This is a genomic window from Paraburkholderia phosphatilytica (assembly GCF_003443895.1).
Taxonomy (GTDB): Bacteria; Pseudomonadota; Gammaproteobacteria; order Burkholderiales; family Burkholderiaceae; genus Paraburkholderia; species Paraburkholderia phosphatilytica.
In genome coordinates, this window is record NZ_QQOA01000003.1 from 226,911 (window position 1) to 245,106 (window position 18,196).

Consider the following 18,196-nt stretch of genomic DNA (forward strand, 5'->3'; position numbering starts at 1 on the left):
CGCGAAGACAGTTGCGTGCCGCCTATACTGCGCTACGCGTGTGTCGAGGTGCGGCACGCACACTCGTTGAAGGGAGAGTCTCACATGAAGACCATCGGCGTCATCGGCGGGATGAGCTGGGAATCGTCGGCCGAGTACTACCGGCTGTTGAACCGCTATGCGAAGACGCGCCTCGGCGGTCATCACAATGCACGTAGCCTGCTGCTGACGGTCGACTTCGCGCCGATCGAAGCCGCGCAACGCGCGGGCGACTGGGATGCGCTGGGTGCGCAGCTCGCGGATGCAGCGACGCAACTCGAACGCGGCGGCGCCGACGTGGTGCTGCTCGCAACCAACACGATGCATCGCGTTGCGCCTGCGATCGCGGCTGCTCTGCGCGTGCCGTTCCTGCATATCGCCGAACCGACCGGCGCGGCGCTGAAGGCTGCGGGAGTGTCGCGAGTCGGCTTGCTTGGGACCCGTTATACGATGGAGCAGGAGTTTTACACGAGTGTGCTGCGCGAACGCTTTGGGCTCGATACGCTCGCGCCGGATGAAGCCGGTCGTGAGGACGTGCATCGGATCATCTATGACGAGTTGTGTCACGGCGTGATTCATGATGCTTCGCGTGCTGTCTATCAGCGGGAAATCGATGCGCTTGCTTCGCGTGGAGCGCAGGCGGTGATTCTCGGGTGTACCGAGATCACGTTGTTGATCAAGCCCGAGGATGCTTCGCTGCCGGTGTTCGATACTACTGCGCTGCATGTGCAGGCGGCGGTGGATTGGGCGTTGGGGGTGTGAGTTGGGTGGGGTTGGGAGTTGGGGGTTGAATGAAGAATCCCCGCTGACGCGGGGCCGTTGCGTCCGTTGCGGGTGTTCAGATCATTGCTTCCGGCAGCGTTCCGAGTATAGCCAGCGCCTGCATGCAACGATCACCCGCCTGTGCGTTTGCCGAATTTTCGCTCACCGCATTAGGAATTCGATCGAAACAAAGCACAGGGGAGCAGTCGCCAGCCAAACGACGTTGAGGTTTGGAAGGAGGCGCAAAACACGCGGACAACAAAAAACCCGCTCGAGGCGGGTTTCGTTTCGCAGCAAGTTCGCACAAAATGCGCCGCGTTTGCCCTCAGCTTGCCCTGACGGACAACTGGGCAACTTTCGCCGGATACATGAACCGGCGCAAGCCTTAAAGAAACTGGTTGCGGGGGTAGGATTTGAACCTACGACCTTCGGGTTATGAGCCCGACGAGCTGCCAAACTGCTCCACCCCGCGTCAGAGGAAACGAATTCTACTGGCATGTTTGCGCTGCGTCAAACGTCTTATGCAATTTTCTGATCGAGCAGACGGACGCGTCTGTCGAAGGTACTCGATGTACGCGATCACGGTCAGCACAAAATTAATCCGGTATCCTGATCAAGTTCCCAACCTGAACCCGATAGACCAACTGGAACATCCGCTCGCACCCCACTTCCCTCGGGAACACCGGTTGCGACTTCCCAACCTGGATACAACACAAACCAGGAGGTCATCGTGACGAACACCCGCAAGACGGACCAACAGGACAATCCGCCCGAGGAATCGCCGCTCGAAACGAACAAGCCGATCGGCGACGCGATCCCCACGCCGACGGAACCAGGACTCGATCAACCGTTGCCGGAGAAGGATGCGATTCCGCCGCAAAAGCGATCTCCAAAGGACGAAGCCAAAGACGAGCCGATCGGCGAAACCGACACGCCGCCAGGCGTGCCGCCACCCGGCCCTTCCGACTTCGCCTGATCGCACGTCAAGAAAAAGTCCACAAACACCAGCAACACAAAGCCGGCGCGGCATACAAACGGTACAAGCGCGAAAGCAAGCGGGTCAGCAACACCACTCGATGTTGTGAACCCGCTCGCCAAAAGAAAAACTGCCGCGCCGCACATCTCGCCATTCCTCCGATAATTCATCACCAACGCGCGCGTAACGAAGCGTAATCAGCACGAATTCCTCACATCATTCGAATCCGCAGCCTTCACACGCAGTCAGCTCTTCATTTTCTCGCTGCAGTGCCGTAAAGCACCGGTGGGAAGTCATGGCCCGGCAAACATCCGCGCCGCGCGACTCCCCATCTAAAAGCGCGCCGCAACGTTCGGCGCGCATCGCCATCCAGCCGAGCCATCGATGAAACTGACTTTGAAGTTGCCTCTCGCTTTCGCTGCGTCACTCGTTCTGATGTTCGCGAGCGCCATGTACGGGCTTCATTCGCTGAACCACGCAATCACCGAATACAACACCACCGTACGCGACGAAGTCGCCAACGAACGCGCGATCTCCAGCGTGCTCGTCACGTTCAAGCTGCAAGTCCAGGAGTGGAAAGACACACTGCTGCGCGGCAAGGACCCTGCCAATCTGACGAAGCACTGGACCGCGTTCGAAACGCAGGAGCGTTCCGTCGAAGACCAGACGCACGCATTGCTCGCGAAGCTGCCTGCAGGCGAAAGCCGTTCGCTCGTCGAGCAGTTCGCCACCGCTCACGTCGCGATGGGCGCGGGTTATCGAAAGGGTTTCGACGCGTTCAAGGCGGCGGACTTCGACCCCACCGCGGGCGATCACGCAGTGGCCGGTGTGGATCGCGAGCCGGCCCGTCTGCTCGAAGAAGCCGCGAAGGACATCGCCGCGAAAAGCGCGACGGTCTCGAGCGACGCCGCGTTGCATGCGGCAAGCGCATCGGTCGTCAGCATGGTGCTGATGCTGGTCGCGTTCGTCGCGGGTCTCGTAGGCGCGATCCTCTTCAGCCGTACGATTACGCGCCCGCTGGTTCACGCGGTCGACGTCGCGCGCACGGTCGCAACGGGTGACCTGTCGACCGAGATTGAATCCGACACGCGCGACGAGATCGGCGATCTGCTGACCGCGTTGCACGACATGCAGACGAGCCTGTCGGACGTCGTCAGCAAGGTGCGCAGCAACGCCGAAGGTGTCGCGACCGCGAGTTCGCAGATCGCCGTGGGCAACCTCAGCCTGTCATCGCGCACCGAAGAGCAGGCGGCTTCGCTCGAAGAAACCGCCGCCAGCATGGAAGAGTTCACGTCGACGGTGCGCCAGAACGCGGGCCACGCGCGCCACGCATCCGAACTCGCGGGCAAGGCGTCCGCGACGGCGAGCCATGGCGGCGACGTGATGAGCCGCGTCGTCGACACGATGGCCGAGATTCACGAGAGCTCGTCGAAGGTCAACGAGATCATCAGCGTGATCGAGGGGATCGCGTTCCAGACCAACATTCTCGCGCTGAACGCTGCCGTGGAAGCGGCGCGCGCCGGCGAACAGGGCCGCGGCTTCGCGGTCGTGGCGGGCGAAGTGCGCGGGCTCGCGCAGCGCAGCGCGAGCGCCGCGAAGGAAATCAAGGCGCTGATCGAACAGTCCGCGGGACGCATCGATACCGGCGCGGAACTGGTGCGCGGCGCGGGCGGCATCATCGGCGATATCGTCGATTCGGTGCAGCAGGTCACGGTGATCGTGAAGGACATCTCGAGCGCATCGGACGAGCAGACGACCGGCATCGAGCAGGTCAACACCGCGATCACGCAGATGGATCAGGTAACGCAGCAGAACGCCGCGCTCGTCGAGGAAGCGTCGGCCGCCGCGCAGGCGATGGCCGAGCAGGCGGCATCGTTGCGTGAAGCGGTCGCGCTGTTTCAGTTGAAGGAATCAGCGTTCTAACGAAAACCCTGCAAGGCGCAGTGACACAGCAAACCGCTCAGCACTTCGCCAGCAACCGCGACGCGGCGCGCATCCGCCGCCTGCGTTCGCGCTGCAGCGACACGAGCGCACGGCGCGCCGCATCGCGATCGGATAGCAGCGCGGGGTTCTCGCGCAGCAGCGCCTCGCAGGCAACCACATCATTCAGTTTTCCGAAGCGTTTCTGGATCCGCTTCAGGTTGCGCGCGACGTCACGCTCGTGACAGGCCAGCACCGGCCGGAAGAAATCGATCAGATAGTCGAGCTTGGTGCCGGCGCGGCGCATGTCGTTGAAGGCCGCGTAGTCCGCGCGCCTGGCGCTGCCCGCTCGCAGCGTGCCGCGCGAGCGTCGGCCGCGCTTGTCCGTCTCATCATGCGCATGGGCCGAAGGGCCGAAGCTTCGCGTGGTCGTTGCATGCCGGAAGCCCGTTTCCGGTTCGAGCCGCGCCGCCTGCACGGCGTCGCGCAGCATCGCGCGAATGTCGGTAGGGGATGACGAAGGTGGAGCTTGCTGCGCATCGGCAGCGCTCCCGGAAGAACCGGCAGTAGAAAGCAACGTGATCAGCACGTCCCAGTCGCGGCTCTTGCCCACCGCGACCGCCAGATAGCGATACAGCGCGCGCTCGCGGGTATTCATGCCTTTGTCGAGCTGCCGCGCGTAAGCCGACCACACGGCGCGCAGCCGCCGCAACGCAATACGCAATCTGTGTAGCACTTCGGGATCGATGTCGCCGGGTGGCGGCATCCCCGTTGCGAGCCCCGTGCTCTCGATATTCCCGTGGCGTTCGAAACGCTGCGCAGTTGCGTCGATCATCGTGATCTCTCCGATCTGGTCGACTTCTTTATCGATGCAGGAAAGATACCTTGCGGGCAAACGATCCGTCGAGCAGAACCCGCTCGCGCACGCCGCGAAACGCCGATTGTGTGGCGCGGACGACGCACTGCCGCCCTGCTCCGCACTACGCGATGCGGATATCGCACGGGATGAAGGGTCGGGTATAGTTCACGCATCCGCTCAACACCGCACGCAACATGAAACTCGCCACCTGGAACGTCAACTCGCTGAAGGTCCGTCAACAGCACGTGATCGACTGGCTCGAAACCAGCCAGGTCGACGTGCTGTGCCTGCAGGAACTGAAGCTTCCCGACGAAAAATTCCCGCGCGCCGACTTCGAGGCGAAGGGCTTTCGCAGCTGGTTCGCGGGCCAGAAGACCTACAACGGCGTCGGCATCCTGGTGCGCAACGGCCTCGCCGTCGACGAGGTCACGGTCGTGCGCAACATTCCCGGCTTCGAGGATCCGCAGCAGCGCGTGATCGCCGCGACCATCGAAGGCGTCCGCGTGATCTCCGCGTACTTCCCGAACGGCCAGGCGCCGGGCACCGAGAAGTTCGAGTACAAGCTGCGCTGGCTCGATGCGCTGCAACAGTGGATCGCGGGCGAACTCGCGCAGCATCCGAAGCTCGCGCTGCTCGGCGACTACAACATCGCGCCCGAAGACCGCGACGTACACGATCCGAAAGCCTGGGAAGGACAGAATCTCGTGTCGCCCGAAGAGCGCGCGCACTTCGCGCGGCTCGTCGAACTCGGGCTCGTCGATGCGTTCCGTCTGTTCGACCAGCCGGAGAAAAGCTTCTCGTGGTGGGATTACCGGATGCTTGCGTTCCGTCGCAACGCGGGGCTGCGCATCGATCACATCCTGCTGTCGCCCGCGCTGAGCAGCGCGTGCACGTTCTGCGACGTCGACAAGACGCCGCGCAAATGGGACCAGCCGTCGGACCACGCGCCGGTCGTCGCGCAGATCGACTGAAGCTTCAACGCCGAAACTGAAAACACGCCCGCGCAAGACCCACCGCGCGGACGCACCAGCACATCACCGCATCACGGCTCCAGATGCAGCTCCTGGATCTTGCGCGTGATCGTATTGCGGCCAATGCCGAGCCGCTCCGCCGCTTCCACTTTTCGGCCGCGCGTGAAGTCGAGCGCCTCGCGAATCACCGCGGCTTCGAAGCGCCGCGCGAGTTCGTCCATCACGTCCGCCGAATTCTCGCGCAACAGCCGTGCGACTTCGGTGCGCAGTCCGCTCTCCCACGCGGCGACGGGCGTCGCGACCGGCATGCCCGGCGCGCCGATCGGCGTCATCGGCAGCACGCCGGCGCCATTCATCGCGGCGCCTGTACCCGCCACGCCCACCGCGCCCACACCTTCGGGCGTGAGCACAGAAGAAGAAGGATCGATCGTCACGCCGGCCTGCGCCGGAACGAGATCCGGCGGCAGATCCTTGACTTCGATCGTCTGCGCGGGCGCCATCACGGTGAGCCAGTTCGCGAGATTCTCGAGCTGCCGGACATTGCCCGGAAACGGCAACGAGCTCAGATACGCGAGCGCCTCGTCCGATACCCGCTTCGGCTCGACGCCGAGGTCGCGCGCGCTCTTCTGCAGGAAATGACGCGTGAGCAGCGGGATGTCGTCGCTGCGTTCGCGCAGCGGCGGCAGACGCAGACGGATCACGTTCAGCCGGTGATACAGGTCTTCGCGGAACAGCCCCTGACGCACGCGCGTCTCGAGATTCTGGTGAGTCGCCGCGATCACGCGCACGTTCGCGCGCAACGGGTTGTGTCCGCCGACACGATAGAACTGCCCGTCCGACAGCACGCGCAACAGACGCGTCTGCAGATCGAACGGCATGTCGCCGATTTCGTCGAGAAACAGCGTGCCGTTCTCGGCCTGCTCGAAGCGGCCCTGACGCATCGCCTGCGCGCCGGTGAACGCGCCGCGCTCGTGACCGAAGAGTTCCGATTCGAGCAGGTCCTTCGGAATCGCCGCGGTGTTGAGCGCGATGAACGGACCGTTCGCGCGCGGGCTATGACGGTGCAAAGCACGCGCGACAAGCTCCTTGCCGGTGCCTGATTCGCCGGTGATGAGCACGGTTGCCGCCGAATGGGACAGCCGCCCGATCGCGCGGAACATGTCCTGCATCGCCGGCGCCTGGCCGAGCATTTCCGGTGCATCGGCAAGACGTTCGTCCCACACGTTCTCGCCGCGCATGCTCTCTTCCACCGCGCGACGGATCAGCTCGACGGCCTTGTCGACGTCGAACGGTTTCGCGAGATATTCGAATGCGCCGCCCTGGAATGCGGCGACCGCGCTATCGAGATCCGAGAACGCCGTCATGATGATGACGGGCAGCCCCGGCACGCGATCGCGCACGGTCTGCAGCAGCTCGAGCCCCGAGCCGCCCGGCATGCGGATGTCCGATACGAGCACCTGCGGACTGTCGTGATCGAGCGCGCTCGCGGCTTCTCGCACGTTCGCGAAGCTGCGGGTCGCGAAGTTCTCGCGGGCGAGTGCTTTCTCGAGCACCCAGCGGATCGATTGGTCGTCGTCTACTATCCAGATCGGCTTCATAGGGTCGGTCAGAAGTCTTTGATGTGCGTGTCGGTATCAGTAGTCGAGCGGCAGCAGAATCTGAAACTCGGTGTGGCCCGGCCGGCTATCCACTTCGATCAGTCCTTCGTGTTGCTGAACAAAGGTCTGCGCGAGCGTGAGGCCGAGTCCGCTGCCATCCTCGCGTCCCGATACGAGCGGATAGAAGATGCGATCGCGGATATCGTCCGGAATGCCCGGGCCGTTATCGACGATATGCAAGTCCAATGCCAGCTTACATAAGCGTTTCGCAATCGTGACCTTGCGCGCGATGCGCGTGCGCAGCTCGATGCGCGCATCGCCCTGCGAGATGCGTTCGCGCAGCGCTTCGGCCGCATTGCGCACGATGTTCAGCACAGCCTGGATCAGCTGCTCCTTGTCGCCGCGCATGTCCGGCACGCTCACGTCGTAGTCGCGTTCCACCGTGAGGCCGCGCGGAAACTCCGCGAGGATCACCGCGCGCACGCGCTCGCACACCTCGTGAATATTCACGTCGCCGACGATATGCGGATGACGGTGCGGCTCGAGCAAACGGTCGACGAGCGTCTGCAGCCGGTCCGATTCCTTGATGACAACCTGCGTGTACTCGCGCAGCTCGTCGCGTTCGCGCGCGGTCAGCTCGAACTCCAGCAGCTGCGCCGCGCCGCGGATTCCGCCAAGCGGGTTCTTGATCTCGTGCGCGAGGTTGCGGATCAACTGCTTGTTGACCGCCGTGAGATCCTGGATGCGCTCTTCGCGATCGGTGCGCAAATGCCGCTCGTTCTCGAACAGCTCCAGCAGCACGTAGTCCTGCGCGATTTCCAGATGACCGACGATCGCATGCACATGCAGCGGCTCGCGGCCCGCGCGTTCCAGCACGGCATCGAGATGGGTCGCATGAAAGCGGTGCTCGGCGATCGACGCGATCGTCGCGACGAGTTCGTCGGCGTTCGTGAAGATGTCGGGCCACGCCATCTGCGCGAGCTGACGCCGCGACATGTCGAGCATCGACTCCGCCGACGGGTTCGCGAACGCAACTCTCAGCGTGCGCTTGTCGAGCACGAGCACGACCGTCGGCAGCGCCTCGAAGCCCGGCAGCAAACCGGACTCGGCTAGCTGGACATCGTCCGTCAATGCGTCCGTATGCGCCGCACCGCCTTTTCTTGCCTTGATCAGATTCTTGAGCACCATCGTTCTTCGGTTGGCCGCAGGCAACGCCCGCCTTCATGAACGAAAAAGGGACGGCGGCGCCGTCCCTTTGATCATCGTGTGCGACGGGCGCGCGCTTCGCCGCCATTCAGCAAGCGAAGCGCCATGTGCCGCTTACAGCGAGTAGTACAGTTCGAACTCGACCGGGTGCGTCGTCATGCGCACGCGTTGCAGTTCGGCTTCCTTCAGCTCGAGGTACGCGTCGATCATGCCATCGGTGAACACGCCACCGCGCGTCAGGAACTCGCGATCCGCGTCGAGCGCGTCCAGCGCCTGATCGAGGCCGGCACACACGGTCGGGATCTTTGCATCCTCTTCCGGCGGCAGGTCGTACAGGTTCTTGTCGGCCGCTTCGCCCGGATGGATCTTGTTCTGCACGCCGTCGAGACCCGCCATCATCAGTGCCGAGAAGCACAGGTACGGATTCGCCATCGGATCCGGGAAGCGCGTTTCGATACGGCGACCCTTCGGATTGCTGACGTGCGGAATACGGATCGAGGCCGAGCGGTTGCGCGCCGAGTAGGCGAGCTTCACCGGTGCTTCGAAGTGCGGCACGAGACGCTTGTACGAGTTCGTCGTCGGGTTCGTGATCGCGTTCAGCGCGCGTGCATGCTTGATGATGCCGCCGATGTAGAACAGCGCGAATTCCGACAGGCCGGCGTAGCCGTTGCCCGCGAACAGGTTCTGGCCGTCCTTCCAGATCGACTGGTGAACGTGCATGCCCGAACCGTTGTCGCCGACCACCGGCTTCGGCATGAACGTTGCCGTCTTGCCGTACGTGTGCGCGACGTTATGGACGATGTACTTCAGTTGCTGCGTCCAGTCGGCGCGCTGCACGAGCGTCGAGAACTTGGTGCCGATTTCGTTCTGGCCTTGACCCGCCACTTCGTGGTGGTGCACTTCGACCGGAATGCCGATCTGCTCGAGCAGCAGACACATTTCCGAGCGGATGTCCTGGAACGAATCCACCGGTGCGACCGGGAAGTAGCCGCCCTTCACGCCCGGACGGTGACCGACGTTGCCGCCTTCGAATTCCTTGCCCGACGACCACGGTGCTTCTTCCGAGCCGATCTTCACGAAGCAGCCCGACATGTCCGTATTCCACTGGACCGAGTCGAAAATGAAGAATTCCGGCTCCGGACCGAAGTACGCCGTGTCGCCCAGACCCGAGCTCTTCAGGTACGCTTCGGCGCGCTTCGCGAGCGAGCGCGGATCGCGTTCGTAACCCTTGCCGTCCGCCGGTTCGACGACGTCGCAGGTCATGACGAGCGTCGACTCTTCGTAGAACGGGTCGATGAAGGCCGTGTCCGCATCCGGCACGAGCAGCATGTCCGATGCTTCGATGCCCTTCCAGCCGGCGATCGAGGAACCGTCGAACGCATGGCCGCTTTCGAATTTGTCTTCGTCGAATGCCGACACCGGCACCGAAACGTGTTGTTCCTTGCCGCGCGTGTCGGTGAAACGGAAGTCGACAAACTTGACGTCCTCGTCCTTGACGAGTTGCACGACGTCGGCCACGGATTTGCTCATAACCTATCTCCTGATTAACGAATTCGGCGATTGATGCCGCCGCCCAATCTAGCTGACCCATTTCCCCGAGTCCATATCGTCTGCACGATATGCAGGGTTCCAGATCGATCCGCACGGTAAAAGCAGCTTCCGTGCCATGAATGCGCCAACCCGGCGCAAACCCGCACCGCCACACGCGTTCGGCGCATTTCTCCATGCGCCGTGCGCGGGCGTGGCCGCTTGCGTCCAACGGTCACCGCACCACATCAGTGCAAACACAGGTCGCACCCCATGTTCGCGCATTGTTTCGGTGCATCACATCTTCATTGCACCGTTATAGGGCATTCGGTCTTCGGCCGCCAGTTGCGCCCAGCTTCGACCACCTTCAACCTTCGTCAGCCCCGTTCGCAGCAGTCGCGCCGCGCCACCGAAGCCGCCCAGCTTCGTCTCCAGCGCTGCGCGCTAGAATGACCGTCTGGCCTGCATCCCTCTACCCACGGACACACGGAGACCCACCGCCATGAGTACGCTCGAACAGCTCTACGCCCAGGCCGACAAACGGCGCGTCGACAGCCAGTTGCCCTATGCGGGCGCGATCTCGCCCGCCGAAGGATTCGAGCTGCTGCAGCTCGATCCGGGCGCGCGTCTCGTCGACGTCCGGACCCGCGCGGAGCTCGACTGGGTCGGCCGGCCGGTGATCGGCGACGGCCAGTACGCGCATGTCGAATGGACCCGCTACCCCGGCGGCGTGCCGAACCCCGAATTCCTCGATCAGCTGCGTGCGATCGCGGGCACCGACGCACCGGTCCTGTTCCTGTGCCGCAGCGCCGCCCGCTCGAAGCTCGCCGCGATCGCCGCGACCCAGGCCGGCTTCACGCGCGCGTTCGACCTGCTGGAAGGCTTCGAAGGCGACAAGGACGGCCAGGGGCATCGCAAAACGGTCTCCGGCTGGTGCTTCCGCGGCCTGCCGTGGATCGGCGCGTAATAGCACAATGCGCGCGTATCGACGGCGGTGTTACATCAAGCCCGACGCATCGTGCGATGCTCGCCGCGCGATGTGACACCGCCGTGATCGAAACCTCAACAGCGGGCGCTATGCCGCGTTGACATCGCGCGGCGCATCGCCCAACCCGGTCAACCTGCCTTCTGCCCACCCGTCGCATCCGGCTCGACGATATCGCCGCCCAGCAGGTGCACGCCTTCGCGCAGCTTCACGAACGCCGCCTGCACCGCTTCCGGCTCGCCTTTCACGCCCAGATCGATATGCCGGCGCGCATAGACGCCGCCGCGCTCCGCATCGCCGACGCTCGGCAGGCTGAACACCCGCACGCCCGGGAAGTCGTGCTCGATCTTCTCCATCAGCGGCGTGAGCGTCGACTCGGGCAGCTCGAACACCAGCAGCGACTTCTCCGCATGCGGCGTGGCGTGATGCAGATGCTCGTACTTCGTATCCAGCACCCATTCGATCATCGGCCACGCCATCACTGGAAAGCCCGGCACGAAGTGGTGATCGCCGAGCGAGAAGCCCGGAATCGTGTTGTAGCCGTTCGGAATGATCGTGGCGCCGCGCGGGAACGTGCCCATGTTCAGCCGATGCCGGTTCTCCGGCGAATCGAGGTCGACCGGGCCGTCGCCCTGATGCATGTCGCTGATGCGCTGCTGGATCAGCACCTTCGCGTCCGGATGCAGTTCGAGCGGCACGCCGAGCGCCGCCGCCGCGCACTGCCGCGTGTGGTCGTCGGGCGTCGCGCCGATGCCGCCCGTCGAAAACACGATGTCGCCCGACGCGAGCGTGCGGCGCAGCGTCGCCGTGATGCGCGCGGGATCGTCGCCGACGTATTCGGCCCAGTCGAGCGACAGGCCGCGCGCGGTCAGGAGTTCGATGACCTTGGCGAGATGCTTGTCGGTACGGCGGCCCGACAGGATTTCATCGCCGATGATGATGACGCCGAATGCCATGACGGTCTCTCGTTCGAAGATGGTCAATAAGGAAGTGTCGCCGAAGTCTGCGGATGCTGCGCTTCGGCGCGCATGCGCTGCAGCGCGCGCAGGCAGTACCACGCGAACCACAGCGCCGTGAACACGAGAATCAGCGAGTAGATCCAGATCGTGATCGCGGTAATGACCGGGAACAGCGGAATCAGCCACACCGACGACGCCCACAGCAAGGTCGGCAGCGAGCCGATCATCCCGCTCGCGACGCCGATCAGCAGCAGCGGCAAACGGTAGCGCTTCACGAGCGCGCGCCGCTCGTCACGCGAAGCATGCAGCGCGAGCGCATCGTAGGTCATCACGCGATAGGTCAGCCAGCCCCACAGCAGCGGCGGCACCAGCGCGAAGAACGGCGGCCAGATCCACAGCGGGATCGTCACGACGAGCAGCACGAGACACACGATCGTGGTCCACAGCGAATGCAGGATGCTGCCGTACCACGTGCCGCCGCGCCGCATATCGAGATTCGCGAACTGCCGCGCCGACAGGTGCCGCACGACCGCCGGCATCGACAGCGTCGCGATCAGCAGCAGCACGCTGACGACGATCAGCGGAATCATCATCATGATCACGATGAACGGCGCGATGAACGCATGCGCCGACGAGAAGCCGAGCCAGTCGAACAGGTGATAGAGCCACGTCGTCAGCGACCAGCTCTCGAGCCAGCCGCTCGTCGTGCCGACCAGCCACTGCCACGACAGATACAGGACGGCGCCCCACACGATGGCGGCCACCGCGAACGGCTTGAACGTCAGCCAGAGCATGCGCGGATGAAGCGCGCTCGACAGCGCGCGTCCAAATGAGCGCAACAGATCGTTCATGCGGACCTGATGAGTGTGCTGTTGAAGGAAAATCGCGGACCGTGCGAAACGCGAACAGGATAAACCAGGCGCGCGCCGGTCGCTCGGTTCGCGTGCCGGCGCGTAACAGATGGGACGGAATGGGCGCCGCGGCTGCGAGCGCAGCCCGCGGCAAAGGGTGAAGTCAAGCGGTGCTCATGTGGCGCTCAGGTGCCACTCAAGCGCCGTTCGGCGCGGTCACCGGCGCGCGGTTGTAGAAGTAGATGCCGTGCGGCGAGCGGCCCACCGCGATGGTCTGGATCAGCTTGCGGGTGGTGAGGTCGATCACGCCGACGTGCTTCGCGAAACGGAACGTGACCCACAGGTAGCGCTTGTCCGCGGACAGCTCCATGTCGTCGGGGCCTGGCAGCAGGCCCGTGATATCGCCGACGTTGGTGAGCGTGTCTTCGTCGATGATGCTGATGGTGCTCGCCACGCGGTTCGACACCGCGACATGCTTGCCGTCCACCAGCGAACGGAAGTTGTGCGCGCCCGCGCCGGTGTGGATCGTCTTCACGACCTGCTGCCTGCGCCAGTCGACCACGGCCACGTAATCGGCGCCCGTCATGCCAACCAGCAGATATTTGTCGCCGGGCGTCATCCACAGCCCCGCCGGCACCTTGCCGACCTTCATCTTCCACTTGAGCGTCTGCGTGGGCAGATCGATTGCCGCGAGTTCGCCCGACACCTGCAGCGAGATGAACACCGTGCTGCTGTCGTTCGAAAACACAATGTGGCTCGGCATCACCGCGAGCGGCAGGCGCTTCGCGAGCGTGATGTTCTGGCCGTCATAGTGGTAAATATCCAGGCGGTCGAGCCGCAGGCCGGTGGTGACGAGCCACTTGCGGTCCGGCGAGAAACCGATCTGGTACGGGTCCTCGATGTTCTCCACCCAGCGTTGCGGCTTGCCCGTCTTCGGGTCGACGAACATCAGGTTGTTCGACACCGAGTTCGCGACGATCAGCGACGTGTTGTCCGGCGTCGGCATCAGGTGATGCGGCTCCTTGCCGGTGGGCACCGTGCCCACCACCTGATGCGACGCTTCATCGATGAGGCTCAGCGTCGCCTCGCCCGAGTTCAGCACGATCACGTTGTTCGCGTGCGCGGCGGTTGAAAAGAGGCTTGCGGCCGTCAGTAGCGTGGCGGCAACGGCGCGGGTGAAACGGGAAGAGAAAAGTAGGCGCATGAACAGTCACATCGAAGAGCAGGCGCCATTGTAAAACGTTTGCAAGGCTACGCGGCCTGCGGCGAATCGCGGCAGCGCGCGCCTGTTTTTCGAACGCACGGGCGCAGACGCCACCGCAACGGCCAGCGTTAGCGCTGCATCGACTCCCACACCTTGTGCAGCCGCTTCACCGACACCGGCATCGGCGTGCGCAATTCCTGCGCGAACAGCGACACCCGCAGCTCTTCGAGCAGCCAGCGGAACTCCGCGAGCCGCGGATCGGCGACGCCGCCGCGCTGCGACACCGAGCGCTGGAAATGCTGGAACAGCGGCTGGAACTCGGCGAACTGCCGGGCATCGCGCGCCGGGTCGGCCTTCAGCTTGTCGATGCGCAGCGCGGTCGCCTTCAGATAGCGCGGGAAATGCACGAGCTGCGCATACGGCGTATCGACGACGAAGCGCTTGCCGATCAGCGTGTCGAGCTGCTGCTGCATGTCGGCATACGCGGCGCCGAACGACTTCGCCTGCGCGAGCTTCTTCGTCACCGTCGCGTACTCGGCGAGGATCTGGCCGGCGAGCCGCGCGATCTCCTGCGCGAGCAGCGTCAGACGGCTGCGGCCTTCGTCGCGACGCGTGTGGAAGCTCGCGTCGTCGTCGGGCAGCGGGTCCTGCAGGCAAGCGCGGTCGAGCGTCGTATCGATCAGCTGATCGCGCAGCTCGTCCTGGGTTGCCTTCGACATCAACTGCATCGCCATCTCGCGCAGCCTGGGCAGGTTCTTCTCGAGATAGCGGATCGGCTCGCGCAGCTGCAGCGCGAACAGGCGCCGCAGTCCCGCGCGATGGATACGCGCGGCTTCGTCGGGCGCATCGAACACTTCGACATCGCAGTGCGTGCCGCGATCGACGAGCGCCGGATAGCCGTACAGCGTCTGGCCGCCACGGCGGATTTCGAGCAGCTCGGGCAGCTTGCCGAAATTCCAGGTGGACAGGTTTTCGTAGAGCGCGGTGGCTTGAGTGTCACCGCCTGCGCTTCTTGTGCCCGTGCCCGTGCCGGCGGCTGCGGCAGCCGGCGTATGCGGCGCATTCACAGGCCGCGCCGCGACCTGCCCGCGCGCACCCGCCGCAGCCGGCGTACCCCCAGCACCCACACCAAGCGCCGCACCCGCAGCCCCCGACACGATCTTCTGGAACTGCTGCTGCGCTTCGCCGCCCAGTTCCGCGCGCAGCTGCGCGAGGTTGCGGCCCATCGCGAGCTGCCGTCCGTGCTCGTCGATCACCTTGAAGTTCATGAACAGGTGCTTCGGCAGCGTCTCGAGCTTGAAGTCGGTCTGCTTCATCGCGACCTGGGTCTGCTCACGCACATCGGCGATCAGCGAGTCGACGAGACTGCCCGCGCCGAACCGCTCCGCGCCATGACGGTCGACGAAACCGGCCGCGTACTCGGGCATTGGCACGCAGTGACGCCGCAGCTTCTGCGGCAACGACTTGATCAGCAGCTGCACCTTCTCCTTCAGCATGCCCGGCACGAGCCATTCGCAGCGGCGCGCGTCGACCTGATTCAACGCGTAGAGCGGCACCGCGAGCGTCACGCCGTCGCGCGGTGTGCCGGGCTCGAAGTGATACGACAGCGCCATCTCGACGCCCGCCATCGTCATGCGCTTCGGGAACAGCTCGGTCGTGATGCCGGCCGCTTCGTGGCGCATCAGATCGTCGCGCGACAGGAACAGGAGGCGCGTCTTGCCGTCCTGCTCGCCGCGCCTTTTCAGCTCGTCGCGATACCAGCGCTCGAACGCGGCGCCGGTGTGAATGCCGGCGGGCAGTGCGTCGTCGTAGAACGCGAAGATCAGCTCGTCGTCGACCAGCACGTCCTGACGCCGCGACTTGTGTTCGAGCTGCTCGATCTCCGCGAGCAGCTTGCGGTTGTGCGCGAAGAACGGCAGCTTCGTGTCGAACTCGCCTTCGACGAGCGCGCCGCGAATGAAGAGCTCGCGCGCACGCGCCGGATCCTGCCTGCCGAACGCAACCCGGCGACGGTTATAGATGGTGAGCCCATGCAGCACGCCGCGCTCGAATGCGCTCACCTGCGCCGCGCGCTTTTCCCAGTGCGGCTCGGACAGCGACTTCTTCAGCAGATGCGCACCCACGCGCTCGATCCATTCGGGCTCGATCTTCGCGATGCAGCGCGCGTACAGCCGGCTCGTCTCGACGAGTTCCGCGGCCATCACCCAGCGCCCCGCCTTCTTCACGAGCGCGGAGCCGGGCCACAAGTGGAACTTGATGCCGCGCGCGCCTAGGTAATACGGTTCGTCGTCGGCCTTGAGGCCGAGGTTGCCGAGCAGGCCCGTCAGCAGCGCGAGATGCACCTGCTCGAAGGTTGCGTCCGCTTCGTTCAGCCGCCAGCCATGTTCGCGCACCACGGTGAGCAGCTGCGAATGCACGTCGCGCCATTCGCGCAGACGCAGATGCGACAGGAAATTCGCGCGGCACGCATCCACCAGCTGCCGGTTCGACTTCTTGTGCGCGACCGCTTCCTCGAACCACGTCCAGATCTTCAGCCATTGCAAAAATTCGGAGCGCTCGTCGGCGAACCTGCGGTGCGCCTGGTCGGCCTGCTCCTGCGCTTCGATCGGACGGTCGCGCGGGTCCTGCACGGACAACGCGCTGGCGATGATCAGCACTTCGCGCAGCGACTGGTGATCGCGCGCGGCGAGAATCATCCGGCCGACGCGCGGGTCGAGCGGCAACCGCGCGAGTTCGCGGCCGGTCGGCGTGAGCGCGTTGTCGTCGTCGACCGCGCCGAGTTCGTTCAGCAGCTGATAGCCGTCCGCGATCGCGCGGCCCGGCGGCGGCTCGATGAACGGGAACGTTTCGATCGCCGTCAGATGCAGCGACTTCATCCGCAGAATGACCGCCGCGAGCGACGACCGCAGAATCTCCGGATCGGTGAAGCGCGGCCGCGCGATGAAATCGCTTTCTTCGTAGAGGCGGATGCACACGCCATCCGCGACCCGGCCGCAGCGGCCCGCGCGCTGGTTCGCCGCCGCCTGCGAGATCGCTTCGACCTGCAGCTGCTCGACCTTGTTGCGATACGAATAACGCTTCACGCGCGCGAGGCCCGTGTCCACCACGTAGCGAATGCCCGGCACCGTCAGCGACGTTTCCGCGACGTTGGTTGCGAGCACGATACGGCGCGCATTCGACGGCCGGAACACGCGCTCCTGCTCCTGCGCGGACAGGCGCGCGAACAGCGGCAGAATCTCGGTGTGCGGCGGATGGTGCTTGCGCAACGCCTCCGCGGCATCGCGGATCTCGCGCTCGCCGGGCAGGAACACGAGCACGTCGCCCGAGCCTTCGCGCGACAGTTCATCGACCGCATCGACGATCGCGTCCATCAGATCGCGGTCGCGCTCCTTCGCATCGCGCAGCGACTTCGGGCGTTCGCCCTTCTCGCGCAGCGACGCTCCTTCGGCGGACTTCACCGCGACCCTGTCTTCGGCAACCGGCCGGTAGCGCACTTCCACCGGGTACAGCCGGCCGCTCACCTCGATCACCGGCGCGGGCTTCTCGTCGCTGCCGAAGTGACGCGCGAAGCGATCGGCATCGATCGTCGCGGATGTGACGATCAGCTTCAGGTCCGGGCGCCGCGGCAGGATTTCCTTCAGATAGCCGAGCAGGAAGTCGATGTTGAGGCTACGTTCGTGCGCCTCGTCGATGATCAGCGTGTCGTACGCTTTCAGCAGCGGATCGGTCTGCGTCTCGGCGAGCAGGATGCCGTCCGTCATCAGCTTGACCGATGCGCCGGCCGCGAGATTGTCGGTGAAGCGCACCTTGTAGCCGACCACTTCGCCGAACGGCGTGCCGAGCTCTTCGGCAATCCGCCGGCCGGTCGCCGACGCCGCGATCCGGCGCGGCTGCGTGTGGCCGATCAGCCCGCTGCCGCCCGCGCCGAGACCCCGACCAAGCGCGAGACAGATCTTCGGCAACTGCGTGGTCTTGCCCGAGCCCGTTTCGCCGCTGACGATGACAACCTGATGACCAGCGATCGCCTTCGCGATCTCGTCGCGGCGCGCGGAGACCGGCAGCGCCTCGGGGAACGTGATGGGCGGAACCGGATTCGGTTCGACGATGCGCGGCGGTTTCTGGGGTTTGGCTTCGCGCTGAGGTTTCGTATCGCGATGCGGGTTCGCTTCACGCGCGGGTTGTGCGGGTTTCGCTTCGCGCGGCGGCTTCGGCTCGCGCGCGGGCTGGCCGCCCGCTTGCTTCGCGACATCGCGCGAATGTGGGCGCTCTACGCCACGCTGCGCTTCATGACCCGGCTGGGCAGGTTGCTGCGCGCCGGGAGCCCCGGAAGATGCAGGACTTTTGGGTACATTAGACATGG

Annotated in this window: 13 protein-coding genes and 1 tRNA gene; 5 read left to right on the plus strand and 9 right to left on the minus strand. The window is 64.6% G+C overall.

Going from position 1 to position 18,196, the window contains the following annotated elements; translation table 11 throughout:
* Positions 1 to 84: 84 nt before the first annotated feature.
* Positions 85 to 780: an aspartate/glutamate racemase family protein gene (locus tag DVS29_RS04580; protein ID WP_118179248.1), complete on the plus strand. Its 696-nt coding sequence runs from the start codon at positions 85 to 87 to the stop codon at positions 778 to 780.
* A 395-nt stretch (positions 781 to 1,175) separates the two neighbouring features.
* Here DVS29_RS04580 and DVS29_RS04585 read toward each other — a convergent pair.
* Positions 1,176 to 1,252: transfer RNA gene (locus DVS29_RS04585), tRNA-Met, on the minus strand.
* Positions 1,253 to 1,510: 258 nt separating this feature from the next.
* Between DVS29_RS04585 and DVS29_RS04590 the strand changes: the two genes are divergently transcribed.
* Complete coding sequence (locus DVS29_RS04590) at positions 1,511 to 1,756, plus strand: hypothetical protein (protein WP_118179249.1); 246 nt, start codon at positions 1,511 to 1,513, stop codon at positions 1,754 to 1,756.
* 384 nt (positions 1,757 to 2,140) lie between these two features.
* Complete coding sequence (locus DVS29_RS04595; RefSeq protein ID WP_118179250.1) at positions 2,141 to 3,679, plus strand: methyl-accepting chemotaxis protein; 1,539 nt, start codon at positions 2,141 to 2,143, stop codon at positions 3,677 to 3,679.
* Between the two features lie 37 nt (positions 3,680 to 3,716).
* Here the strand turns inward: DVS29_RS04595 and DVS29_RS04600 are convergent, their stop codons facing one another.
* Positions 3,717 to 4,511 (minus strand): CHAD domain-containing protein, encoded by a 795-nt coding sequence (locus DVS29_RS04600; protein ID WP_118179251.1) that lies wholly within the window; start codon positions 4,509 to 4,511, stop codon positions 3,717 to 3,719.
* A 218-nt stretch (positions 4,512 to 4,729) separates the two neighbouring features.
* On the opposite strand from DVS29_RS04600, the gene xth reads away from it, so the two are divergent.
* Positions 4,730 to 5,506, plus strand: coding sequence for an exodeoxyribonuclease III (gene xth, locus DVS29_RS04605; protein ID WP_118179252.1), 777 nt, complete (start codon positions 4,730 to 4,732; stop codon positions 5,504 to 5,506).
* A 71-nt stretch (positions 5,507 to 5,577) separates the two neighbouring features.
* On the opposite strand, the gene ntrC is transcribed toward xth, so the two are convergent.
* The 3 genes from ntrC to glnA all read right to left on the minus strand — a co-directional run bounded on the left by ntrC (position 5,578) and on the right by glnA (position 9,840).
* Entirely contained in the window at positions 5,578 to 7,104 is a 1,527-nt protein-coding gene (ntrC, locus tag DVS29_RS04610) for a nitrogen regulation protein NR(I) (protein WP_118179253.1), read from the minus strand.
* 36 nt (positions 7,105 to 7,140) lie between these two features.
* Entirely contained in the window at positions 7,141 to 8,292 is a 1,152-nt protein-coding gene (glnL, locus tag DVS29_RS04615) for a nitrogen regulation protein NR(II) (RefSeq protein WP_118179254.1), read from the minus strand.
* Positions 8,293 to 8,424: 132 nt separating this feature from the next.
* The gene (glnA, locus tag DVS29_RS04620; protein WP_118179255.1) at positions 8,425 to 9,840 is read right to left on the minus strand and encodes a type I glutamate--ammonia ligase; all 1,416 of its coding nucleotides are present in this window, start codon (positions 9,838 to 9,840) and stop codon (positions 8,425 to 8,427) included.
* A 499-nt stretch (positions 9,841 to 10,339) separates the two neighbouring features.
* On the opposite strand from glnA, the gene DVS29_RS04625 reads away from it, so the two are divergent.
* Positions 10,340 to 10,804, plus strand: coding sequence for a rhodanese-like domain-containing protein (locus DVS29_RS04625; protein WP_118179256.1), 465 nt, complete (start codon positions 10,340 to 10,342; stop codon positions 10,802 to 10,804).
* Positions 10,805 to 10,953: 149 nt separating this feature from the next.
* Here DVS29_RS04625 and DVS29_RS04630 read toward each other — a convergent pair whose 3' ends face one another.
* The 4 genes from DVS29_RS04630 to hrpA all read right to left on the minus strand — a co-directional run bounded on the left by DVS29_RS04630 (position 10,954) and on the right by hrpA (position 18,194).
* Positions 10,954 to 11,778 carry a competence/damage-inducible protein A gene (locus DVS29_RS04630; protein WP_118179257.1) on the minus strand — a complete coding sequence of 275 codons (825 nt, stop codon included), beginning with the start codon at positions 11,776 to 11,778 and terminating at the stop codon, positions 10,954 to 10,956.
* Positions 11,779 to 11,801: 23 nt separating this feature from the next.
* On the minus strand, positions 11,802 to 12,632 hold the full coding sequence (locus DVS29_RS04635) for an EI24 domain-containing protein (RefSeq protein WP_118179258.1): 831 nt from the start codon (positions 12,630 to 12,632) through the stop codon (positions 11,802 to 11,804).
* Between the two features lie 196 nt (positions 12,633 to 12,828).
* Positions 12,829 to 13,836: a YVTN family beta-propeller repeat protein gene (locus DVS29_RS04640; RefSeq protein WP_118179259.1), complete on the minus strand. Its 1,008-nt coding sequence runs from the start codon at positions 13,834 to 13,836 to the stop codon at positions 12,829 to 12,831.
* Between the two features lie 128 nt (positions 13,837 to 13,964).
* Positions 13,965 to 18,194: an ATP-dependent RNA helicase HrpA gene (gene hrpA, locus DVS29_RS04645; protein ID WP_118179260.1), complete on the minus strand. Its 4,230-nt coding sequence runs from the start codon at positions 18,192 to 18,194 to the stop codon at positions 13,965 to 13,967.
* Positions 18,195 to 18,196: the final 2 nt, after the last annotated feature.

Bases quoted from the DNA above. Each gene is read 5' to 3' on its own strand.
- DVS29_RS04635 (WP_118179258.1), bottom strand. From the start codon at position 12,632: ATGAACGATCTGTTGCGCTCATTTGGACGCGCGCTGTCGAGCGCGCTT.
- DVS29_RS04640 (WP_118179259.1), bottom strand. From the start codon at position 13,836: ATGCGCCTACTTTTCTCTTCCCGTTTCACCCGCGCCGTTGCCGCCACG.
- glnL (WP_118179254.1), bottom strand. From the start codon at position 8,292: ATGGTGCTCAAGAATCTGATCAAGGCAAGAAAAGGCGGTGCGGCGCAT.
- glnA (WP_118179255.1), bottom strand. From the start codon at position 9,840: ATGAGCAAATCCGTGGCCGACGTCGTGCAACTCGTCAAGGACGAGGAC.
- DVS29_RS04595 (WP_118179250.1), top strand. From the start codon at position 2,141: ATGAAACTGACTTTGAAGTTGCCTCTCGCTTTCGCTGCGTCACTCGTT.
- DVS29_RS04600 (WP_118179251.1), bottom strand. From the start codon at position 4,511: ATGATCGACGCAACTGCGCAGCGTTTCGAACGCCACGGGAATATCGAG.
- DVS29_RS04630 (WP_118179257.1), bottom strand. From the start codon at position 11,778: ATGGCATTCGGCGTCATCATCATCGGCGATGAAATCCTGTCGGGCCGC.
- DVS29_RS04580 (WP_118179248.1), top strand. From the start codon at position 85: ATGAAGACCATCGGCGTCATCGGCGGGATGAGCTGGGAATCGTCGGCC.
- DVS29_RS04625 (WP_118179256.1), top strand. From the start codon at position 10,340: ATGAGTACGCTCGAACAGCTCTACGCCCAGGCCGACAAACGGCGCGTC.
- xth (WP_118179252.1), top strand. From the start codon at position 4,730: ATGAAACTCGCCACCTGGAACGTCAACTCGCTGAAGGTCCGTCAACAG.
- hrpA (WP_118179260.1), bottom strand. From the start codon at position 18,194: ATGTCTAATGTACCCAAAAGTCCTGCATCTTCCGGGGCTCCCGGCGCG.
- ntrC (WP_118179253.1), bottom strand. From the start codon at position 7,104: ATGAAGCCGATCTGGATAGTAGACGACGACCAATCGATCCGCTGGGTG.